Genomic DNA, 20156 nt, shown 5'->3' with positions numbered 1-20156 from the left:
CCCCTCAGCTATGGTCGGGCAGGCGGTGGTAGATCTCGTGAACGGCGTCCAGGTGGGTCATCAGCAATTCCACCAGCGAGGGATCGAACTGCGTGCCTGCCTGCGCCTTCACATAGGCCAGGGCCTCGTCGAAGCTCCAGGCCTTCTTGTAACAGCGGTCGCTGACCAGGGCATCGAAGACATCGACCAGGGCCACGATGCGCCCAGCCACGTGAATCTGCTCGCCGGCCAGGCCGCGGGGATAGCCCTGGCCGTCCCAGCGTTCATGGTGCTCGTGGGCGATGATGGCGCCCAGCTGCAGGATGCGCTTGTCGGATTTGCTGAGCAGCTCGTAGCCGATGCGCGCATGGGTCTGCATGATCTCCCACTCTTCCGCGTCCAGCTTGCCGGGCTTGTTGAGCACCCGGTCGGGGATGCCGATCTTCCCGACGTCATGCAGCGGCGCGGCCTGGCGCATGAACTCGATGTCGCCCACCTTCATGCCCACCAGATCGGCCAGCAGCGCGGCCATCTCGCCCACGCGGCGCACATGGGCGCCGGTCTCCTTGGAGCGCTTCTCGACGGCCTCGCCGATGATGTAGACGGTGGAGCGCTGGGTGTCGGCGATCTCCTCACGCAGCAGCAGGCTCTCGTAAGTGATGGCCACGTTGGCGCAGAAGATCTCCAGCAGCTCGCGCGCCTCGGCATCCACGGGCTCGGAGAAGACCATGTAGAGGAGGCTCTCGTTGCCGCTGCTGGTGCGGTAGTAGCCGACGAAGCGGAGGTCCTCGAAATGGCTTTGCTGGTCCCGCAGGGCCCTGTCCAGCGAGGTCCGGACCTCGTCGGGCAGGCTGTCGACTTCTTCATCGACCAGCAGCTTGGAATACTCCGAGGTGGCCGCCAGCACCTTGAGCCGGCCTTCGATGTGCGAAGCGGCGTAGGCCGAGATGCGGCTGGCGCACAGGCCTTGGGCCTCGTAGCCCAGCAGGTGCGCCACCTGCTCCAGCACGGCCGAGGCGAAGCGGCGCAGGTTCTGGCTGTCGTAGATGCGGGTGATGGCGTCGATGGAGCGGCGCAGGGCCTGGCGCGACTGATCGATGATCATGATGTCGCGATACGAGCGCAGCGCCGAGTAGAAAACCGTGATCAGCTTGCGCTTGGTGAGCTCGGTCTTCTCCTTGTAGTCGTTGATGTCGTAGGTCTTGATGACATGCTCTTCGGGCGCCTGCCCCGGCTGCCCGGTGCGCAGCACGATGCGCACATGGTGGTTCTCCAGCTCCTCGCGGATGAAGCGGGCGAGGTCCAGGCCGGCATGCTCGGACTCCATCACCACATCCAGCAGCACCAGGGCGATGTCCTGGCGGGTCTGCAGCAGCTCGCGCGCCTCGGTGGCGCTGTAGGCGTCGAGGAACTGCAGGCGCCGGCCGGCGAACTCGAAGTCCGCCATGACCAGCTGCGTCACTTGGTGAACGGCGGGGTCGTCATCGACGATCATCACCACCCAGGGGTCGATTGCCTTCGTGCGTCCCTGAGTCACTTCCTCAGGCAGTTCGTCGGCAAACACCAGGTCGGACATCGCTTGCTCCCATGGGCTGAGGCTGGGCTCATTATGGTGGCAAGTCCTGCCCTTGTGGGGCGAGCCCGGCGGGCGGCTGTGGCGGGGAAGTGGCAGAAGTCGTGCAGCTGTACCGGCCTTCGGGGGCGGGGGGCGGCCCCCCCGAAGCCGCTGTCTCCTGCGGGCCTCAGGACTGGCGTTCGCTGACCCCGGCGGAGGCGAAGCTGGCCATTTCTGCCAGGATGCGGCAGGCCGACTCCAGCAGCGGCCAGGCCAGGGCGGCGCCGGAGCCTTCCCCCAGGCGCAGGCCCAGGTCCAGCAGGGGCTGGGCCTGCAGCTGGTCCAGCATCAGGCGGTGCGCCTGCTCGTTGGAGCGGTGCGCGAAGACGCAACGCTCCAGCACCGCCGGCTGCAGGCGCGTGGCCACGAGGATGGCGCTGCTGGTGATGAAACCATCGACCAGGATCACGCGGCGCTCCAGTGCGGCCTGCAGCACTGCGCCGACCATCATCGCGATTTCGAAGCCACCGAAGGCCTGAAGCGCCTCCAGCGGCGAGCGGGCGTCCGGATGGCGGGCCAGTACCTGGCCCAGGATTTCGGTCTTGCGGGCCAATTGGGCGTTGTCAAGACCTGTCCCCCGACCCACGCAGTCGCCGATGGGCAGGCCGGCCAGGCGGGCCAGCAGCAGGGCCGCGGCCGAGGTGTTGCCAATGCCCATCTCGCCGAGGATCAGCGCGTTGCCGGGCTGCTTGGCCAGCAGCTCGCGGCCGGCGCCCAGGGCGGTCGCGCACTGGTCGGGTGTCATGGCGGGCTGCTCCAGCGCGTCGGCCGTGCCGGGCGCGACCTTGGCCTGGATCAGGCCCGGACGCGGGGCGAAGTCATGGCGCACGCCGGCATCCACCACGGTGAGGGCCAGGCCGTGCTGGCGGGCCAGCACGCTGACCGCCGCCCCGCCGGCCAGGAAGTTCTCCACCATCTGCCAGGTGACGTCCGGCGGGAAGGCCGAGACACCGCGCGCCGCCAGGCCGTGGTCGCCGGCGAAGACCATCAGCTGGGGGTGCTTCAGCAGGGGCGCTTCGCTGCCCAGGATGAGACCCAGGCGCTGCATCAGCGTCTCGAGCTGGCCCAGGGAGCCCAGGGGCTTGGTCTTGCTGTCGATGCGGGACTGCAGGCGCTGGGCCAGGGCGTCGTCGTGGAGGCTGGGGATGTGGGGGATCAGGTCGGTCATGGGGTCTACTGCAGGACGGTGGATTGGATGGCGGCCAGGACCTGGGGCGCACCGCGCTCCAGGGCCGCCAGGCCGGGCGCGAGGATGTCAGCGGACTTGATCTCCGTCAGGTTGGCCCCCAGGGCGGCAAAGCCGGGCCGGGCCAGCACCTTCTCAGGCACGAATTTCTTGCCGCACCAGGAACCCAGGATGAGCTGCGGCTCGCGTGCCAGCACCTCTTCGTGGCTGACGATGCGCTGCTTGGCGAAGCCGGCGCGGGCCCGGTCGGCGAAGACGTCATGGCCGCCGCAGAGCTGGATGATCTCGCTGACCCAGCCGATGCCGCAGATCAGAGGCTCGTCCCACTCCTCGAAGAAGACGCGCGGCCGCCTGGGCAGTGCGGCCGCGGCCTCGGCCAGGCGCAGCTCCTGGGTCACGAGGCCGGCGCAGATCGCCTCGCCCTGCGCTTCCTTCTGGACCAGGGCGGCCAGGCGGCGCACCATGGCATGGATGCCGGCGATGTCGCGCTGGTCGAACCACAGGGTAGGCAGGCCGGCGGCGTCGCACTCGGCCAGCAGGGGTTTCTGCAGGTCGGAGAAGCCGATCACGAGGTCCGGCATCACGGCCAGGATGCGTTCCAGCTTCATGCTGGAAAAGCCGCTGATCTTGGGCTTTTCGGTGCGAGCCTCGGGCGGATGCACGCTGTAGCCGGAGATGCCCACCACGCGGTCCTGGGCGCCGAGGCGGTAGAGCACCTCCACGGCTTCGGTGGAGAGGCAGGCGATGCGCCGCGGCGAGACGGGCACGGACGGGGCGCGGGACCGGGACAGGGGGGCGAGGAGTGTCATGCAGAGGGTTCCAGCAATTGCATCAGGGCACCCGGTGCGAAATGGCGGTCCACATAGTCCGCCAGGCCTTCGAACACCGGCTCCAACCCTCCTGCGTCGACCCCGAACAGGGCCTTCAGCAAGGCCGGCTGCTCGAACAGGCCGTGGGCATAGAGCCCCAGCACATTCGCCTGCTGCCAACCCACGACGCTTGCGTCCCGCTCGTGCAGGATCTCTTCTGCTGCGCCCAGCGACGGATGCTGGACGGTGCGGCCATGGTGAATCTCATAACCGTTCAAATCAAGTCCCTGTAAGGCCGACCAGGGTGACGCCATCGTCCTCGCAAAGGACAATGCCGCGGGCCTCAGCAGCTTCTCCCGCTCGAAGCGCGTCACCAGGGGCAGCAGACCCAGGCCCGGCGCATTGCCGTCGATGCCATACGGGTCCACCAGGGTCTCGCCCAGCATCTGCAGGCCGCCGCAGATGCCCATCAGCGGCTTGCCCGCGGCGGCATGGGCGGCGATGACCGCATCCAGGCGCTGCTCGCGCAGCCAGGCGAGGTCGGACGCCACGGCTTTGGAGCCGGGCAGGATGATCCAGTCGGCGCTTTGCAGCGTGCGCGCGTCGCGGGCCCAGAGAAGCTGCACGCCCGGGACCTGCCGCAGGGGCTGGAATTCATCCAGGTTGGACAGTCGCGGATAGGCCACCACGGCAATGCGCAGGCCCTGGCCCGTGGCTTGCTCGTCGAAGACGCCGTCCTCTTCCGGCAGACCATGGTGGCGCCACATGGGCAGCACCGCCATGGTGGGCACGCCGGTCAGCTGCTGCAGCATGTCGGGGCCGGGCGCGAGCAGCCGGGCGTCACCGCGAAAGCGGTTCAGTACATAGCCGCGGATCAGCGCCCGCTCCTCGGGCGGCAGCAGCTGGTGTGTGCCGTAGAGATGGGCGAAAGCGCCTCCGCGGTCGATGTCGGTGGCCAGCAGACAGGCGGCCTGCACCTCGCGGGCGGTGCGCATGTTGACGTAGTCGCTGGCATGCAGGTTGATCTCGGCCGGCGATCCCGCGCCCTCGATCACCACCACCTCGTTCTCGTCCATCAGCTCGTGCAGGGCCGCACGGGCATGTGGCCACAGCAGCTCGCTGCGCTCGCGCCAGGGGGCGCGGCTGAGGGCCTCATCGACCTCGCCCAGCACAACCACCTGTGAGGCGGTGTCGGCCTCGGGCTTGAGAAGCACCGGGTTCATGCGGACTTCGGGCTGGCGGCGGGCGGCCAGGGCCTGGAAGTACTGCGCAGAGCCGATCTCGCCCATGTGCCCGTTCAGCCCGGGCACCACGCGGGCGTTGTTGCTCATGTTCTGCGCTTTGTACGGCGCCACCTTGAAGCCCTGGCGCGCATACCAGCGGCACAGGGCGGTGGCCAGGAAGCTCTTGCCGGCACCACTGGTCGTGCCCAGCACCATCACGGCGCGTGCGCGCCCTTTCTTGTCGTTCAGAGGCATTCGAGGTCCGTCAGGGCTTGGAGCAGCACGTCCTGGCTGTCCGGGCTTTGCACCGAGAGCCGCAGCCAGCCCGGCGCGCCGAGGGAGTCGGCATTGCGCAGCTTGATGCCGCGCTGGCGCAGGCCGCCCAGCAGGGTGGGGATGTGGGTGCCCGAGCCCGGGCGCCACAGGGCGAAATTGCAGACACTGGGCCGGGCCGCCCAGCCGCGCAGATGCAGGGCGCTGTGCTGGGCCAGGCGCCAGGGGCGCAGGCGGTCGCGCCGCTGCTTCAGCGCCAGCAGCGTGTCGGGGCGCCAGGCCTGGTCCAGCAGGGCCACGCCCTCGGCCGACAGCACCCAGCTGGGGGCCAGCTGCTGCAGGCGTGCGGCGGCTTCGCCGGCGTCCAGTGGAGCCTGCAGCAGGCCGGCTCGAACGCCGGTGAGGCCCAGGGCCTTGTTGGGGCAGCGCAGGCGCCAGGCCTGGCCGGCGAGCGCGGGCGGGAGCTGGCTGCTGCCGTCCAGGCGCAGCTCCTCATAGGCCAGGTCGATGGCCAGTTGGGAGCCGCTGTTGACCAGGGCGTCGGCCACGCCCTGCCAGGCGGGGGCCGAGGGGCTGCTGCCGTTGGGGTTCAAGGGATCGCAGGCCCAGACCAGGGCCGGGCTTTTCATCGGCAGACCGTCCTCCTGGGCACACAGCTCGCGGGCGAGCTGGCCGAAGCCCTCGTAGACATGGACCCGCAGACCCAGGGCCTGCGCGGCGGCGGCGTATTCGCCAAAGCCGGGCCGCGGCACCCACACATGGCGCAGGCCCTCCAGCGAGGCCCACAGGGTGAGCCGGCGTATGGCCTCGGCGCCACCGGCGCTGGGCAGGATCAGCTCAGCGGGGTGCTGCAGCAGGGCCGAGAGCTGCTCGCGCAGCTGTCCGTAGGCCGGGTCCGGATAGTGGCGGCGGTCGGCGGCCTGCAGGGCGGCCAGCACGGGCTCGGGGCTGGGCAGGGGGCTGGCATTGCTGGAGAAGTCATGCAGCACGGGCGGCCCGCCGTCGGGGCCGCCGTGTTCCAGCAGCGGCAGGTTCACCATGCCAGGCCTCCTCGCAGGCCCAGGGCCAGCCCCATCAGCAGCAGGGCAGCGAGGGTCAGGCCTTGCCAGGCCACCGTCACCGCTCGGGCGACGTCGCCGGCCGCGGCTTCGGCACCCTGGGCGTTCAGCAGGTAGACGCCCGCCTTGCCCAGGCGCCGCTCCAGGCGCAGGGCCATGGCGCCCATGGGCCAGCCGCCATTGGGGGAGGGCGTGAGGCCGGACTGCCGCCACAGGGCGGGCCATTGCGCGGGCGGCGTTATCAGCAGACCGGTGAGGCGGGCCGGGATCCAGGACAGCAGGTCATCCATCCGTGCCGCGCACTTGCCCGCCCATTCCCAGGGGCCGTGGTAGCCCCACATGGCGTCGGCGGTGTTGGAAAACCGGTACAGTGCCGCGCCCGGCAGACCGGCGACGGCGAACCAGAACAGGGGGGCCACCACCGAATCGTTGAGGTTCTCGGCCAGGGTCTCGATGCTGGCTTCGCGCACCTGTGCCTCGCTCAGGCGCTGCGTGTCCCGGCTGACCAGGTGTGACAGCCGCTCCCGTCCGGCGTCCAGCGAAGTTTGCAGCGCTTGTTCCACGGCCATCACCTCCGCGCGCAGCATGCGCCAGGCCAGCAGCGGCTTCAAGAGCAGGCCCATGAATGCAAGGGCCATCCCCCACCGGAGGGGGCCCTGCCAGGGTTGGATCCCCTGCCACATCAGCTGCTCGGCCAGCCAGGCGAGCAGGACGCTCACGCCAGCGCCCAGCAGCCACAGCAGGCCGCCCCAGGCAAAGGCCGGCCCGGCGGCGAGGGCGGGCAGCCAGCGCCTGAAGGCGCCCAGGTAGCGGCCCATGGCCACCACCGGATGCGCCCAGGCGGGCGGCTCACCAAAGAGGCGGTCCACCAGCAGGGCCAGCGCCATGGCTGCGGGGAAGAGCCAGACGGGGTTCATCGCGCCCAAGTCAGTCTTCGATGCCGCGCTGGGCCGGAACGCCGGCCTTGAAATGGTGCTTGACCAGGGTCATCTCGGTGACCGTGTCCGCCAGCTCGATCAGCTCCTGCGGCGCGCGCCGGCCTGTCAGCACCACGTGCACATGTGAGGGTCGCTCGCGCAGGACCTGCAGCACCGGCTCCAGCGGCAGCCAGCCGTAGCGCAGGGGGTACATGATCTCGTCCAGCACCACGAGGAAGTGCTCGCCGGCGCGGATGGTCGCCTCGGCCCGGGCCCAGCCTTCGCGGGCCAGCTCGGCGGAATGGTCCAGGTCCTTGCTCTTCCAGGAGAAGCCGTCGCCCAGGCCCTCGATGGGCACGCCCAGTTGCTCGAACAGCCGGTGCTCGCCGAAGCGGGCCGAGGGCACCTTCATGAACTGGTAGATCTTGACCGCCTTGCCGCGGCCATGGGCGCGCAGGGCCAGGCCGAAGGCGGCCGTGCTCTTGCCCTTGCCGTCGCCGGTGTGGACGAGGACCAGGCCGCGGCGCTCGGCGGTGGGGACGATGCGTTCGCGGTCGATGGGCGGGGTCTCAATTTCCATGGTCGGGGGCTTTCATCAGCAGGTCCTGCAGGGGCCGGCGCTGACGCCAGCCTTCCTGTTCCAGGAGGGGTTGTTCGTAGAAGGCCGGCACCGGGCCCAGGCACAGAAGGCCCAGGGGCTGGGCGCCGGGCGGCAGATCGAGCACGCGCGCCAGGGCCTGCGGCTCGAACATGGACACCCAGCCCAGGCCCAGATTCTCCACGCGGGCGGCAAGCCACAGGTTCTGCACGGCCGCGCCGGCCGAGCACAGCGCCATTTCCTGGGGCAGGGTGCGGCGGCCGAAGACGGTGCCGTCGTCCGGCGGCAGGATCAGGGCCAGCAGTTCGGCGCAGTCGCGCAAGCCCTCGACCTTGAGCCGCAGGAACTCGTCGGCCCGCGCGCCCAGGGCCGCTGCGGTGGCCTGGCGCTCGGCCTGCACCAGCGGGGCCAGACGCTCGCGCCAGCTGGGCGTGGACAGGCGCATGAAGCGCCAGGGCTGCATCAGCCCCACCGAGGGCGCCTGGTGCGCGGCCTGCAGCAGGCGTCGAAGCTGTTCGTCCGGCAGGGGCGGACCCGGCAGGAAATGGCGGCAGTCGCGGCGCAGGGCCATGGCCAGGCGCACGGCATCGGCTTGCTCGGGGCTGAAGTGCTGCGGGTTCATGTCCATGTCGATCTCAGAGCTGTACCCGCGCGCTCAAACGCAGGCTGCGAGGCTCCATGGGATGGACCAGTCGCCCGGCCAGACCTTCGCCGCCGCCGCAGGCCGCGCCTTCGCGGCGGGTGCAGGCATTGCCCCAGTACTCGATGTCATGCGCCTGCGTGTTCAGGGCATTGAGCAGGTCCAGTCCCAGCTCCCAGCCCGGCGCCGGGCGCCAGGCCAGCTTGGCGTTGACGGTGAAGGCGCCGCCGGAGCGCTCGCGGCCGCTTTCCTCCAGCGCATAGCGGCCGATGTAGCGCAGGCGCAGGCCGGCGCTCCACGCGCCGCCCGGCTCGTAGCTGGCGCTGACCGAGGTGCTCAGCGGGATGGCATTGGGCACCTGACGGCCGCCGTTCCCGGCCTGCACGAAGCGGGCGCGGGACCAGGCGACGTCGGCATCGACAAGCCAGTCCCGGCCCATGCGGATGTCGTTGGACCATTCCAGGCCCATGCGGCGCGAGGCACCGCGGGGCTCGGTGACGCCCTCGTCGCCCACGAAGACCAGTTCCGAATCGAGCTCGGCCTGCCACAGGCTCCAGCTCGCCTGCCAGCCCGGGCCGAAGCGATGGCGCAGGCCCAGCTCCTGGCTGCGCGTACCGGCCAGCAGGGGCAGGGGATCCTGCGCGCTGCCGTCCTGCGGATTGAAGCGGCTGGTGGCGCCGCGGGCGTCGTTGGAGCGGAAGCCGCGGCCCCAGTGGGCGTAGAGCTCGGTCTCGGCGTTCCAGCGGTGCACCAGGCCCAGTCGGGGGCTCAGGCGGCTGGCGCCGGCTCGTCCGCCGTTGCCGGCGTTGTACTCGCCATCCAGGGCCTGGACCTTGGCCTGCACGCGGTCCCAACGCGCGCCCAGGACGGCGCGCCAGTCCGGGCGCAGCGCCTGCTGCAGCTCGGCGAAGGCGCCCAGGGCGTCCTGGCGCACGCTGTCCTCGCGCACCGTGTGCCGGCGCTCGCGGTCCACGGTGTCGTAGAGGCCCAGCATTGCGATGCGATCCTGGCGCCACTGAAGGCCCCAGCTCAGTTGGGCCGGGGTCAGGTCTTGCCACAGGGCCAGGCGCGGGTGCTGGGCCTGCCAGGCGAAGCCCCGTACCTGGCGGCGGTCCAACTGCTCGTGCTGGTCGCCGTCCGGCCCGCTGATGAAGCCGGACGGGGCGGCGTAGAGCTGCAGGCCGTAGTCGATCAGGTAGGCCGTGGCCTGCTGCTGCCAGGGGCCGCTGCGGCCAGCCCAGTCCAGGCTGAGGCTGTGGCGGTGGGTGATGCCGCCGTCGTTGGGAGAGAGCGTGCCGTAGCGGCCGATCTCGCCGGACTCGACGGCGCGCAGCGGCACATGCTCGCTGGCTCTCCAGCGGGCGGTGTAGCCCATGAGGCTCACGCTGAGGCCCTCGCGCTCGTCGCCCCAGGACCAGCGCAGCACGGCATTGCGCCGCTGCAAACCCTCGGGCTGCTCCCAGGGACCGTCGTTGCGGCTGGCCTCCAGGGCCGCGAGGGCCTGGCCGCCGCCCAGGGGCTGGCTGCCCGCCAGCAGCGCGCGGCGGTAGTTGTGCGGGCCCAGGCTCAGTTCGGCAAAGGGCCTGGCCAGCTCGCGTACATAGGCGATGCGCGAGGCGCCGGTGGTGGCGAAGTCGCCGTCCTCGGCGGCGAAGGCGCCTTTGCGGTAGCGCAGGCTGTCCACCAGCTCGGGCATCAGGAAGTTCAGGTCCATATAGCCCTGGCCATGGGCGTGGCTGGCCATGTTGACGGGCATGCCCGACAGCATCGTGGCGAAGTCGCTGCCATGGTCCAGGTTGAAGCCGCGCAGGAAGTACTGGTTGGCCTTGCCGTCCCCGCTGTGCTGAGTGACGATCATGCCGGGCATGGCCTCCAGCAGCTCGCCCGGGCGCAGCAGGGGCTTGGTGGCCAGGCGCTCGGCGCCGACCTCTCCCTGCGAGGCGCTCTCCGCGCCGCCCAGCACGGCGCGGCCCTGCAGCTCCACCTTCTCCATCTTTTCCGCCTCTTCCGCATGCAGGTTCAGCGCGACGGGCGCGCACATCGCCAGCAGCCAGGGCAGCGGGCGGACGGGACTGCGGGACGGGGATCGTTTCAGTTTCATGCAGGACGGAAGGAAGCAGGCGCAGCAGCGCCGATGGAAGGAGCAGGGGCGCCCGCCCGGAACCAGCGCCAGCTCGCGCCGCAGGCCATCAGCAGCCCCATCAGCACCCAGGCCAGGGCGGTGGATAGTGGCGAGGGGCCCGCGAAGCGCGGCGGCTGGGTCGCTGGCAGGGGTTGCAGCTGCAGGCCGCGCACCACGGGGGGCTGGACGGCGTCGCCTGTCTGCGGTGGCCTGGGCGCGGCAGGGCGCGGTGCGGCCGGCTTGGGCAATGGGTCCCGCACCCAGCGCTGCACGCCGTCCAGCTCGTCGGGGCGACTGCGGGCGCTGCGCAGCTCGGTGTAGCGCTGGGCCAGCTCGCGGCGGGTGGCAGCATCGGGCTGCCAATGCCCTTGCGCGGCGGCGCGGACCAGGCCGGCCAGGGTCTGGGCATAGCTCTCCTTGTGCCGGGCCAGCCATTGGGGCAGCTGCAGCTGGTGCTTGTCCCGCACCAGCACGTCGAAGAGGCTTTGCCAGTGATCGGGGCGCACGGTCTCGGGGGCCATGTTCTGCCAGCCCAGGGTGAACTGCACGGTCTTGAGCACCTGCAGCGCGCCGGCATAGCCTTCGTCGCGTTGGGCCTTGAGCCAGCCGGGGTGCAGGTAGCGGCTCTGCATCTCCAGGGCGATGGCGCGGCCGGCGCTTTCGGTCTGCTGCTCGGCGGCGTCCTGGAGCTGGCTCACGTGCAACTGCAGGGCCTCCTTGCGTCCCGCGGACCTGGCAGCGGCGGCCAGGCCGCCCAGGTACTGGAAGGGATCGTCCGAGCTGAGCATGGCGTAGAGGTGCGAGCTGCGCGACATCAGTGCCGCGTCTGTGCGCTTGAGCTGCGAGGCGAAGGCGTTGCGGGCGGTGCGCTCGTCGATGGCCAGCGGCTCGCCCTGCACATAGGGCTGGCTCATGCTCTGCAGGAAGAGCCCACCCAGGCGCGGATCCTCGCGCTTGAGGCCGTCGGCCTGCATGGCCTCGGCCACGCCCGTGCCGTAGGCGCCGACGCTGTTGCCGAACATGCGGGCCTGGGCCAGTTGGCGCGCCTGTGCCAGCTTCAGTCCTTGCCGGCGCAGCTCCTGCTCGACCTCGCGGCTGTGGCGGGTGATGGCGTTGTCTCCCTCCTGCGCAGCGGCGCTGGCGGCCAGGGCCACGGCCTCGTCCAGCAGCTTCATCAGGCCGGGGAACTGGTCGCGGTAGGAGCCGGTGATGGACAGCAGCACGTCGATGCGCGCATGGCCCAGCTGCGCCAGCGGGACGAGGCGCAGCTTCGTCGGCCGGCCGTTCTCGTCCCACACGGGCTCGACGCCCAGGGCGGCCAGGGCCTGGGCTTCCATGAGGCCTTGATGGCGCAGGGTCTCGCCGGCCCACAGCGACAGCGCCAGGCGCTGCGGCGGCTTCGGGGCCTTGGCCTGCCCGGCCCACCACTGCTTGAAGAGACGCTGGGCGGCCTCGTAGGCCTGGGGCGTGGGCAGGCGGGCCGGGTCCAGGCCGCTGAGGTTGCGGCCGGTGGGCAGGCTGTCCGGGTTGCGCAGGGGGTCGCCGCCATAGGCCGCGGGCACGAAGCGGCCCTCCAGCGCGGCCAGAAGGCCCGGCAGCTCGCCCTCCTGGCTGAGCCTGCGCTCCATCTCCTGGGCGCGCAGGGCCAACTGGTAGAGGGCGGGCGTGTCGATGGGCTTGCGGGCCGCGTGGTTAGGCACCGGGCCGTCGGGCAGGGCGGGGCGCAGGTCCAGCTCGCTGGCGGCCCGGGCGTCCTTCAGCGCCAGGTCCAGCCAGCGCGCCGGGCGGGCGGTGGCCACGCGCTCGTAGTCGATCAGGAAGGCTTCGTCGATGTCCTCACCCAGGGCCTCAATCAGAGGCACGCGCAGCATCTGCAGAAGGGTGCCGCGACGCGCGGCTTCGTCGGGCACGCGGCCGAAGATGGCCAGGCCCTGGGGCTGCGAGCTTTGGGCCAGGCGGTCCAGGTAGGGATGCAGCAGCTCCAGGAAGCCCGAGAAGTTGGCGCTGATCTGTGCGGCCGTCCAGCCAAGGTCGCGATGCAACTGGTGCTCGACGAACTGCTCCACCATCTGCCGTTCCAGGCCCTGGCGCGTGGGGCCGGGGTCCACGGTCTCCCATTCATGCATCAGCTCGTGCATGCGGGCCATGCGGGCGTTGAAGCCGGCCGGCGCGAAGCTGGGCGTGCGGTGGCTCACCATCAGCGCTCGGCCACGGCGCTTGGCGGTCAGGGCCTCGCCGAGGTTGTCGACGATATAGGGGTAGATCACGGGCACGTCGCCCAAGGGCAAGAGGGCGTCGTCCATCACGTCCAGGCCGCGCAGCTTGCCGTTGGCCCACTCCTGGGTGCCGTGGGTGCCGAAGTGGATCAGCGCATCGGCCTGTCTGGCCCAGAGGTAGACGGCGAGGTAGTGGTGGGACAGCGGCGTCTTGCTGCGGTGTTGCAGGGTGTCGCGGCCCAGGTGCTGGTCCTCCTCGCGGGGAGGCTGGGGCAGCACGGCCAGGTGGCCCAGCTGCAGGCGCGGGATCACGAAGACGCGCTTGCCCTGATGCTGTCGAACGTAGCGGCTCAGCGCGGGGGGGCCCCAGCGCTGCAGCATGGGCTGGCGCACGGCGGCAGGCAGGGTGTCGAACCAGCGCTGGTAGTCCGCCACGGGCAGGGCGGCGGCCTGGCCGCTGCGCAGCAGGGTGTCGAGGTCAGCCCCGGGATAGTAGGCGGCCAGCAGGCCCTGCAGTCCGTGCAGCCATTGCGCCTCTTCACGAGGCTCGACGGCATAGCCCGCGGCCTGCAGCCCCTGGCTCAGCTGCTCCAGGCTGCGCGGCACGTTGAGGAAGCTGGCGCCGAAGTTGCTGGCCCCGGCGGGGTAGTTGTAGACGAAAAGGCTCAGGTGTTTGTCCGCCGCGGGCTTCTCCTGCAAAGCGATCAGGCGCCGTGCCTTGGCTGCCACGGCTTCCCCCTGGCGCGCGATCAGCTGCGGCTCGGCGCCGCCCGCGGGATGGGTCACGACCAGCATGGGGTCGATCAGGCCGGCGCTCTCGGGCTGGGCCAGGTAAAAGGGGAGGTCGCTCTGCGCAAGGCCAGTACTGCCGGCCTCCCATTGCGTGATGTCGCCCTGCCGGTAGGGCAGGGTGGCCAGCACGGGCTTGCCCCAGCGTGCGAACAGGGTCTGCAGGGTGCCGGCTTTGGGCATCAGCGTGTGGGTGACCAGCAGCTGGTGCAGGGGCTGGCCCTGGGGTGCCAGCAGGGCCTGCAGCTGGGTCTCGTCCAGGGGGCTGGCGAAGGCCGCGAGTGCCTGCAGGCCCTGGGCCTCGAACTGGCGCAGCCAGGCGTCCAGCCAGGCCGTCTGGCCCTGGACGAAGTGGTAGCGGTGCAGCAGCACGATGACCAGGCGCGTCGGCGAGCCCTGGGCGCGCTGCCCGGCCCAGTGCCGAGCCGCATCGGCGTCCGGCAGCAGGGCGGGGGCATCCGGGTGGTAGAAGCCGCGCAGGGGCAGGCGCTGGGCCAGGGGCATCTCGAGCCTGCGGCCTTCGGCCTGCGCCTTCAGGACCAGGAAGGCGGAATGGGTGTTGGCCGCGCCGCCGGCCTGCAGCAGGGCGCGCAGGCTGCGCTCGGTCGCGGGCGCTTCTCCGCCGGGAATCCACAGGGGATGGCGCGCATCTAGGCCGGGCATGTCGGCCAGCAGTGCGCGCAGGCGCGTCTCGGCCACCGCATGGGGCGCGTCTATCCACACCCAGCGCGCCGTCTGCACGAGGGCCTGCAGCTGGCGCTGGCGGGCTTGGCGATCCTTGTCGGCCAGGGTCTCGGCCTGCAGGGGCACTTGCCAGCGCTGCACGGTGATGCCTGCTGCCTGGGCCTCGCGCATGAGCAAGGCCTCGCGGGCCGCAGGCGTGACGTCCGTGGCGATCCACAACAGCTGGGCTTGGGCCAGGCCGGCGAGGGACATCAGGCCCAGCAGCAGGGCCTTCCGCAGCAGGCGGTCAATGCGCATCCGGCGCACCTTCTTCGGGAACGTAGATGACGCTGCCATCCTTCAGCTTGTAGGCCACGCCCGCCTTCACGCCCTGGCCTTCGCTGCTGCCGCCGTTGCCGCGGTACTTGATCTCCTGGCCGTTCTTGCGCACGACGATTTCCATGTCCGGCTCCCCGGCACGGCGGATCACGGTCTCGTCCGCCTGGGACTGCTGCTGCAGGGCCACGGCTGTCAGCAGGGCGACGACCAGGACCAGGAAAACGTCCACGAGGTTGACGGCCGAGAGCATGGGATCGTCGTCCTCCTCGGCGAGGATGTGCAGGCGATGACCGCTCATTCGGGCACCCTTCGCTGGGCGTGCTGTCCCGCCCAGCGGGAATGAGCCCCTTCGGGCGGCCGGGCGGCGCTCATTCCCAACCCCTTTCCTTCTTGATGTCCAGCAGCTCGGCCAGCAGCCAACGGCGGCGCACTGAGTAGACGACCAGGGCGATGGCCGCCGCCGTCATGGCCAGCACCACGCCCGAGAAGGCCGAACCGAACACGGCCAGGGCCTGGTGACCCTGGCCCGCGGCGACCTGCTGCAGGGCCGGGCCCAGGGGCACCATGGTGGCGATCAGGCCCAGCAGCGGGCACACCCGGCCCAGCAGGCGGGTGGGCTCCAGCTGGCGCAGCACCTGCAGCTCCAACTGCTCCAGGGAGTCGGCATCGGGCTGCAGCAGGCGGCGGCCGCGGCGGCGCAGCAGGGCGTCCATGAGCGTGACCCCCACGGTCCAGAGCGCGTAGACAAAGCCCAGGGCAACGAGGATCAGCACCGGCCACAACAGGGCCTGGGTGATCTGGGCGAATCCAGTTTCGATCAGCATGGGGTGGAACTCAGAGGTTCAGGCGCCGAAGAACTGCGCCACGGCGCCAGCATTGGCAGGGAAGTAGTGATGTATGTAGCTGGCTCGGATCGCGCCCTGCTGATAGAGCGACTCGCAGGTCTTGCCGCCGTTGGGATTGACGGCCAGGGCAATGCCGGTCAGCGGCGTTTCCATCGTGGAGTAATGGAAGCTGTGGCCGCGCAGCTCACCCTCGGGCCAGGCGATGGACTGCAGGCCCAGGGCCGAGAGGCGGGTCTGCATGCGGCCAGTGCCGGGCAGGAGTCCGGCCAGGGGCCAGGTCTTGCCTTCGGCATCGGTGAGCTGCTCCAGCAGCACCAGCAGACCGCCGCACTCGGCCAACAGGGGCTTGCCGGCGGCCTGATGCCGGCGCAGGGCCGCAAAGAAGCTGGGGTGGTCGGCCAGGGCCTGGGCATGCAGCTCGGGGTAGCCGCCGGGCAGCCAGAGGGCTTCGCAGTCGGGCAGGGCCTCGCCGGCCAGGGGCGAGAAGAAGCGCAGCTCGGCGCCCAGCCCGCGCAGGCAGTCCACGTTGGCGGGGTAGATGAAGCTGAAGCAGGCATCGCGGGCGATGGCGATGCACCGGCCGGCCAGCGGCTGGCCGTGGTCCGGCTGGGCGGGCGCCTGGAAGTCCACCGGCGCCAGTGCGGCCTCCAGGCCCTGGCCCAGCAAGCAGCCTGTCTCCCAGGCGTCGGCCCAGGCCTGGAGCTGCGCATCCAGCCCTTGCAGCTCCAGCGCCTGGACCAGGCCCAGGTGCCGCTCCGGCAGGCTCAGCTCGGGCTGGCGGCGCAGCGCGGCAACGAGGGGCAGGTCTTGCGGCAGGCCCTGGGCCACCATGCGGGCATGGGATTCGCTGCCCACGCGGTTGGCCACCACGCCGGCCACGCGGATGTCGCTGCGGTAGCGGGCCAGGCCGGTGGCCAGGGCGGCGAAGGTCTGGGCCATGGCCGAGGCGTCCAGCACGGCCAGCACCGGCAGGCCGAAGGCGGCAGCGAGGTCGGCACTGCTGGGTTCGCCGTCGAAGAGGCCCATCACGCCTTCCACCAGGATCAGGTCGGCCACGGCCGCGGCCTGCGCCAGCAGGGCCTGGCAATGGGCCAGGCCGCCCATGAAGAGGTCCAGCTGGTAGACCGGCGCACCGCTGGCGCGCTCCAGGATCATGGGATCCAGGTAGTCCGGACCGGTCTTGAAGACACGCACCCGCCGGCCCTGGCGGCGGGCCTGGGTGGCGATGGCGGCGGTGACGCTGGTCTTGCCCTGGCCGGAGGCCGGGGCGCTGATCATGAGGGCGGGGCAGCTGGGCATGGTCGATCCAGGGTTCAGGCCTGACGGCAGGCGGGACTTCAGGCGGGGCGGCGCAGAGGCAGCACGGGGGCCAGGTCTCCCGGGGCGGGCGGCGGGGCCGCAGGCGCGGGGCTGAAGGGCAGGGCCAGCCACTGGCCCTGCACCTGCAGGATCTGCAGGCGGTCGTCGAAGACAGCCTGCAGGGCGCGGTGCGTGGCGGGATCGGCCGGGGCGCCCTGGTGGTGGATCTGACCCTTGGCCATCACCACCAGCTCGTCGGCCTGCAGGGCGATGTTGAGCTCGTGCAGCACGCTGATGACGGTGCGGCCCTGGGCGGTGAGGCCGCGCACGCAGTCCAGCCAGTCGGCCTGGTGCGGTGGGTCGAGGTGGGCCAGGGGTTCGTCCATCAGCAGCACCTCGGCCTGCACGGCCAGCGCGCGGGCCAGCAGCACGCGCTGGCGCTCGCCGCCGGAGAGGCGCTGCAGGCGGCGCTCGCGCCAGTCCCAGCATTGGGTCTGGCGCATGGCCTGGGCCACGGCCTCGTGGTCCTCGGCGCTGGGTGGCGAGAGCCAGGCCTGGTGTGGAAGGCGGCCCAGCATCACGACCTCGTAGGCGCTGAGGTCGTCGCCGCCGCTCTCGTTCTGGCCCAGCCAGGAGAGGCTGCGGGCGCGGACCTTGGGCATCCAGTCACCCAGGGGCCTGTCCAGGAAGTCGATGCGGCCCTGGGCCGGCAGCAGCGCGGCCATGGCGCGCAGCAGGGTGGACTTGCCGGCACCGTTGGGCCCCACGATGGCTGTCCAGCGCTGGCGGGGCAGGGCGGTGTAGAGCGTCCTGAGCACCGGCTGGCCCTGCAGCTGCAGGCCCAGCAGATCGACCTCGAAGGCCATGGGCAGATGCAGTGAAGGACTCATGCGCGCTTCTCCGACAAGGGCCCACGATGCATCAGCACCAGCAGGTAGGCTCCGCCCAGCAAGGAGGTGACGACGCCCACCGGCAGCTCCTGCGGGGCGATGACCCAGCGGGCGACGATGTCGGCGGACAGCAGCAGGCAGCCGCCGGCCAGGGCCGAGAGCAGCAGTAGCCAGCCATGGGTGCACAGCACGCGGCTGCGCACCAGGTGCGGCGCCACCAGGCCCACGAAGGCGATCAACCCGGCCTGCGCTACCGCCGCCCCCGTGGCCAGGGCCAGCAGCGCGATCAGGAAGAGTCGCACCAGGGACAGACGTACGCCCAGCGAGCGTGCCGTGGCCTCGCCCAGGGTCAGGGCGTCCAGCGCGCGGCTGGCGCCCAACGCGCCCATCAGACACAGCAGCAAGGCGGGGGCCAGCACCCACACCGAAGCCCAGCTCAGGAAGCCGCTGGTGCCCAGCATGAAAGCCTGCATGGGGCGCATGATGTCCGGCGTCATCAGGGTCAGCAGCGAGGTGAGGGCGAACAGCACCACGCCCACGATCACCCCGGCCAGCAGCAGGCGGATGGACTGCTCGACACCGCGCGCCAGCAGCAGGGTCAAGCTCACACCGGCCAGGGCGCCGATGAAGGCGGTGCCGGTGAGGCCGATGCGCAGCATCAGCGCCACCGCCGACGGACTCACCCCGATGGCCACCAGCAGGGCAGCCACGCCCAGCGAGGCGCCGGCAGAGGCCCCCAGCAGGTAGGGGTCGGCCAGCGGGTTGCGAAACAGGCCTTGCGCGATGGCGCCGCCCAGGCCCAGCAGCGCGCCGGCCAGCAGGGAACCGATGGAGCGCGGGAAGCGGATCTGCCACAGGATCTGCTCCTGCATGGCGTCCTGGCTGGCGAGGATGTCGAAGGCGAAGCCGGTGCTGCCCACGGCCACGCCGGCGAGGCACAGGCCCGTGGCGATCAGGGTCAGCAGGACGAGGAGGGCCCAGGGTTTCATGGTGACTTACCCCCTCAGCGCATGCCACCCGGAGGCGCGTTGAAGGGCGTGGTCGGCAGGGGCACCGGGCCTGCGGCGGCCTGGCGCAGGCAGCGCGCCATCAGCACGGCGGCCTCGGCCATGCGGGGGCCGGGGCGTACCAGCACGTCGGACTCATCGGGCAGCCAGACGCAGATGCGCTGGTTCTTCACCGCCTGGATGCTGTTCCAGCCCGGCCGCTGCGGCAGGCCCGGCGCGCTGCGTTGCCCCACCATGATGACCTGCGGGTTGGCTCGCACCACGTACTCGGGATTGAGCTTGGGGAAGGGGCCCAGCTCGGCGGGAATCACATTGCGCGCGCCCAGCCGAGCGAGGGTCTCGCCGATGAAGGAACTGGTGCCGGCGGCGTAGGGGGCGCTATCGACCTCGTAGTAGACGTTCAGCTGCCGTGCCGCGGGCGGCAGGCTGGCGGCGGCTTCCTTGATGCCTTCGTCGATGCGCTGCCAGACCTGGGCGCCTGCCTGCGGTTTGCCCAGCAGTTGGGCGACCTTGCCCAGCACGCGCTGCACGTCCGCATGGGTCTTGGGCTCCAGGGCGATGACCTTCAGGCCCAGCGCCTCCAGGCGGTCGGTCAGTCGCGAGGAGATGGCCACCAGCACCACGTCGGGCCTGAGGGCGACGATGCTTTCGATGCTGGTGTCGTCCATGCCACCCAGGCGTGGCAGGGACTGGATGGAGGCGGGGAAGTTGGAATAGCGGTCCACGCCCACCAGGCGCGTGCATTCGCCCAGGGTGCAGACGGACTCGGTCAACGAGGGCAGCAGGCTGATGATGCGGCGGGGCACGTCCGGCAGCGTGACGTTCTGGCCGCGGTCGTCCTTGAGCTGGACGGGGGCGGCGCTGGCCATGTTCCAGCAGAGGGCCGCCAGCAGAGTCAGCAGCAGCCTGGCGAGGGGTCGGGTCTTGCCCATCAACATGCTCATCTCAGTCGTCTTTCACTCAAAGCACCACACTCACGCACAAACCAGGCCTCGCTTGCGGCTCAAGGCCGCACGCAGGGCCACCCCGGCGGGGGCAAGGGGCGCCAGCTCCCATGGGCCGGCGCCCTCGGGGAAGGGGCTAGACATCCCTTGTCCAGGCCTGGCCCGCCACCATCAGCGTCAGCTGGGCGCAATGGCGTGCCACCGCCTGGTTCAGGCGGCCGAGCTCATCAACGTACTCGCGCACCTCGCGGCCCATGGGCATCACGCCCCAGCCCACCTCGTTGGAGACGAAGACCACCGGCGAGGCCAGCGTAGGCAGCATGGCCAGCAGGGCATTGAAAGCCTCATCCCAGGCCTCGCGGCGCGGCTGACCGTCCATGGGCATCAGCCAGTTGGTGAGCCACAGGGTCAGGCAGTCCACGATCAGCAAGCGCCCCGGCGCGGCTGCCGACTGCAGGGCCTCGGCCAGATGCAGCGGCGCCTCCACCGTGGCAAAGCCCGCCGGGCGATCGGCCTGGTGGCGGGCGATGCGCTGCCGCATCTCCTCGTCATGTGCCTCGGCCGTGGCGATCACGCAGACGCTGTGGCCGGGCCCGCGGGCCCAGTCCAGCGCGAGGCGCTCAGCGTGCCGAGACTTGCCGCTGCGCTGGCCGCCGACAATGAGTGTGTGTGACTGCGTGCTCATGCTCGTGGGCCTTTCCGCATCAATCTGCATTCACCGAGCGACGCCCGCGGATCCGGCGC

The 20156-nt window shown here is 71.0% G+C and carries 17 protein-coding genes; all 17 read right to left on the bottom strand.

What is annotated here, in order from left to right; translation table 11 throughout:
• Window positions 1-4: 4 nt before the first annotated feature.
• The 17 genes from H5407_RS07510 to cobU all read right to left on the bottom strand — a co-directional run bounded on the left by H5407_RS07510 (window position 5) and on the right by cobU (window position 20097).
• Window positions 5-1555 carry a DUF3369 domain-containing protein gene (locus H5407_RS07510; RefSeq protein WP_183103824.1) on the bottom strand — a complete coding sequence of 517 codons (1551 nt, stop codon included), beginning with the start codon at window positions 1553-1555 and terminating at the stop codon, window positions 5-7.
• A gap of 166 nt (window positions 1556-1721) precedes the next feature.
• Window positions 1722-2762, bottom strand: coding sequence for a nicotinate-nucleotide--dimethylbenzimidazole phosphoribosyltransferase (cobT, locus tag H5407_RS07505; protein ID WP_183103823.1), 1041 nt, complete (start codon window positions 2760-2762; stop codon window positions 1722-1724).
• Window positions 2763-2767: 5 nt separating this feature from the next.
• Window positions 2768-3589, bottom strand: coding sequence for an ABC transporter substrate-binding protein (locus H5407_RS07500; protein ID WP_220800515.1), 822 nt, complete (start codon window positions 3587-3589; stop codon window positions 2768-2770).
• Window positions 3586-5067, bottom strand: a complete 1482-nt coding sequence (locus H5407_RS07495; protein ID WP_255501125.1) for a cobyric acid synthase — start codon at window positions 5065-5067, stop codon at window positions 3586-3588. Before H5407_RS07495 ends, H5407_RS07500 begins: the two co-directional genes overlap by 4 nt.
• Window positions 5058-6125: an aminotransferase class I/II-fold pyridoxal phosphate-dependent enzyme gene (locus H5407_RS07490; protein WP_183103822.1), complete on the bottom strand. Its 1068-nt coding sequence runs from the start codon at window positions 6123-6125 to the stop codon at window positions 5058-5060. The genes H5407_RS07495 and H5407_RS07490 overlap by 10 nt, the downstream gene beginning before the upstream one ends.
• Window positions 6119-7060, bottom strand: a complete 942-nt coding sequence (gene cbiB / locus H5407_RS07485; RefSeq protein WP_183103821.1) for an adenosylcobinamide-phosphate synthase CbiB — start codon at window positions 7058-7060, stop codon at window positions 6119-6121. The genes H5407_RS07490 and cbiB overlap by 7 nt, the downstream gene beginning before the upstream one ends.
• 10 nt (window positions 7061-7070) lie before the next feature.
• The gene (gene cobO, locus H5407_RS07480; RefSeq protein WP_183103820.1) at window positions 7071-7640 is read right to left on the bottom strand and encodes a cob(I)yrinic acid a,c-diamide adenosyltransferase; all 570 of its coding nucleotides are present in this window, start codon (window positions 7638-7640) and stop codon (window positions 7071-7073) included.
• A complete protein-coding gene (bluB, locus tag H5407_RS07475; protein WP_255501124.1) occupies window positions 7630-8286 on the bottom strand; it encodes a 5,6-dimethylbenzimidazole synthase in 657 nt (218 codons plus the stop codon). The genes cobO and bluB overlap by 11 nt, the downstream gene beginning before the upstream one ends.
• 7 nt (window positions 8287-8293) lie before the next feature.
• Window positions 8294-10399 (bottom strand): TonB-dependent receptor, encoded by a 2106-nt coding sequence (locus H5407_RS07470; protein WP_183103819.1) that lies wholly within the window; start codon window positions 10397-10399, stop codon window positions 8294-8296.
• On the bottom strand, window positions 10396-14406 hold the full coding sequence (gene cobN / locus H5407_RS07465) for a cobaltochelatase subunit CobN (protein ID WP_183103818.1): 4011 nt from the start codon (window positions 14404-14406) through the stop codon (window positions 10396-10398). Before cobN ends, H5407_RS07470 begins: the two co-directional genes overlap by 4 nt.
• Window positions 14396-14725 carry a DUF2149 domain-containing protein gene (locus H5407_RS07460; protein WP_183103817.1) on the bottom strand — a complete coding sequence of 110 codons (330 nt, stop codon included), beginning with the start codon at window positions 14723-14725 and terminating at the stop codon, window positions 14396-14398. Before H5407_RS07460 ends, cobN begins: the two co-directional genes overlap by 11 nt.
• Before the next feature lie 70 nt (window positions 14726-14795).
• The gene (locus H5407_RS07455) at window positions 14796-15251 is read right to left on the bottom strand and encodes a hypothetical protein (protein WP_183103816.1); all 456 of its coding nucleotides are present in this window, start codon (window positions 15249-15251) and stop codon (window positions 14796-14798) included.
• Between the two features lie 18 nt (window positions 15252-15269).
• Window positions 15270-16571, bottom strand: a complete 1302-nt coding sequence (locus tag H5407_RS07450; RefSeq protein ID WP_183103815.1) for a cobyrinate a,c-diamide synthase — start codon at window positions 16569-16571, stop codon at window positions 15270-15272.
• A 38-nt stretch (window positions 16572-16609) separates the two neighbouring features.
• Window positions 16610-17461: an ABC transporter ATP-binding protein gene (locus H5407_RS07445; RefSeq protein WP_183103814.1), complete on the bottom strand. Its 852-nt coding sequence runs from the start codon at window positions 17459-17461 to the stop codon at window positions 16610-16612.
• A complete protein-coding gene (locus H5407_RS07440; RefSeq protein ID WP_183103813.1) occupies window positions 17458-18450 on the bottom strand; it encodes an iron ABC transporter permease in 993 nt (330 codons plus the stop codon). Before H5407_RS07440 ends, H5407_RS07445 begins: the two co-directional genes overlap by 4 nt.
• A gap of 14 nt (window positions 18451-18464) precedes the next feature.
• A complete protein-coding gene (locus H5407_RS07435) occupies window positions 18465-19406 on the bottom strand; it encodes an ABC transporter substrate-binding protein (RefSeq protein WP_404935605.1) in 942 nt (313 codons plus the stop codon).
• Window positions 19407-19548: 142 nt separating this feature from the next.
• Window positions 19549-20097: a bifunctional adenosylcobinamide kinase/adenosylcobinamide-phosphate guanylyltransferase gene (gene cobU, locus H5407_RS07430; protein WP_183103812.1), complete on the bottom strand. Its 549-nt coding sequence runs from the start codon at window positions 20095-20097 to the stop codon at window positions 19549-19551.
• Window positions 20098-20156 lie beyond the last annotated feature (59 nt).

Source organism: Mitsuaria sp. WAJ17, assembly GCF_014174515.1.
GTDB lineage: Bacteria > Pseudomonadota > Gammaproteobacteria > Burkholderiales > Burkholderiaceae_C > Roseateles_B.
Note: the sequence above shows the minus strand (reverse complement) of the source record. Positions and strands in the feature narration are given on the sequence as shown.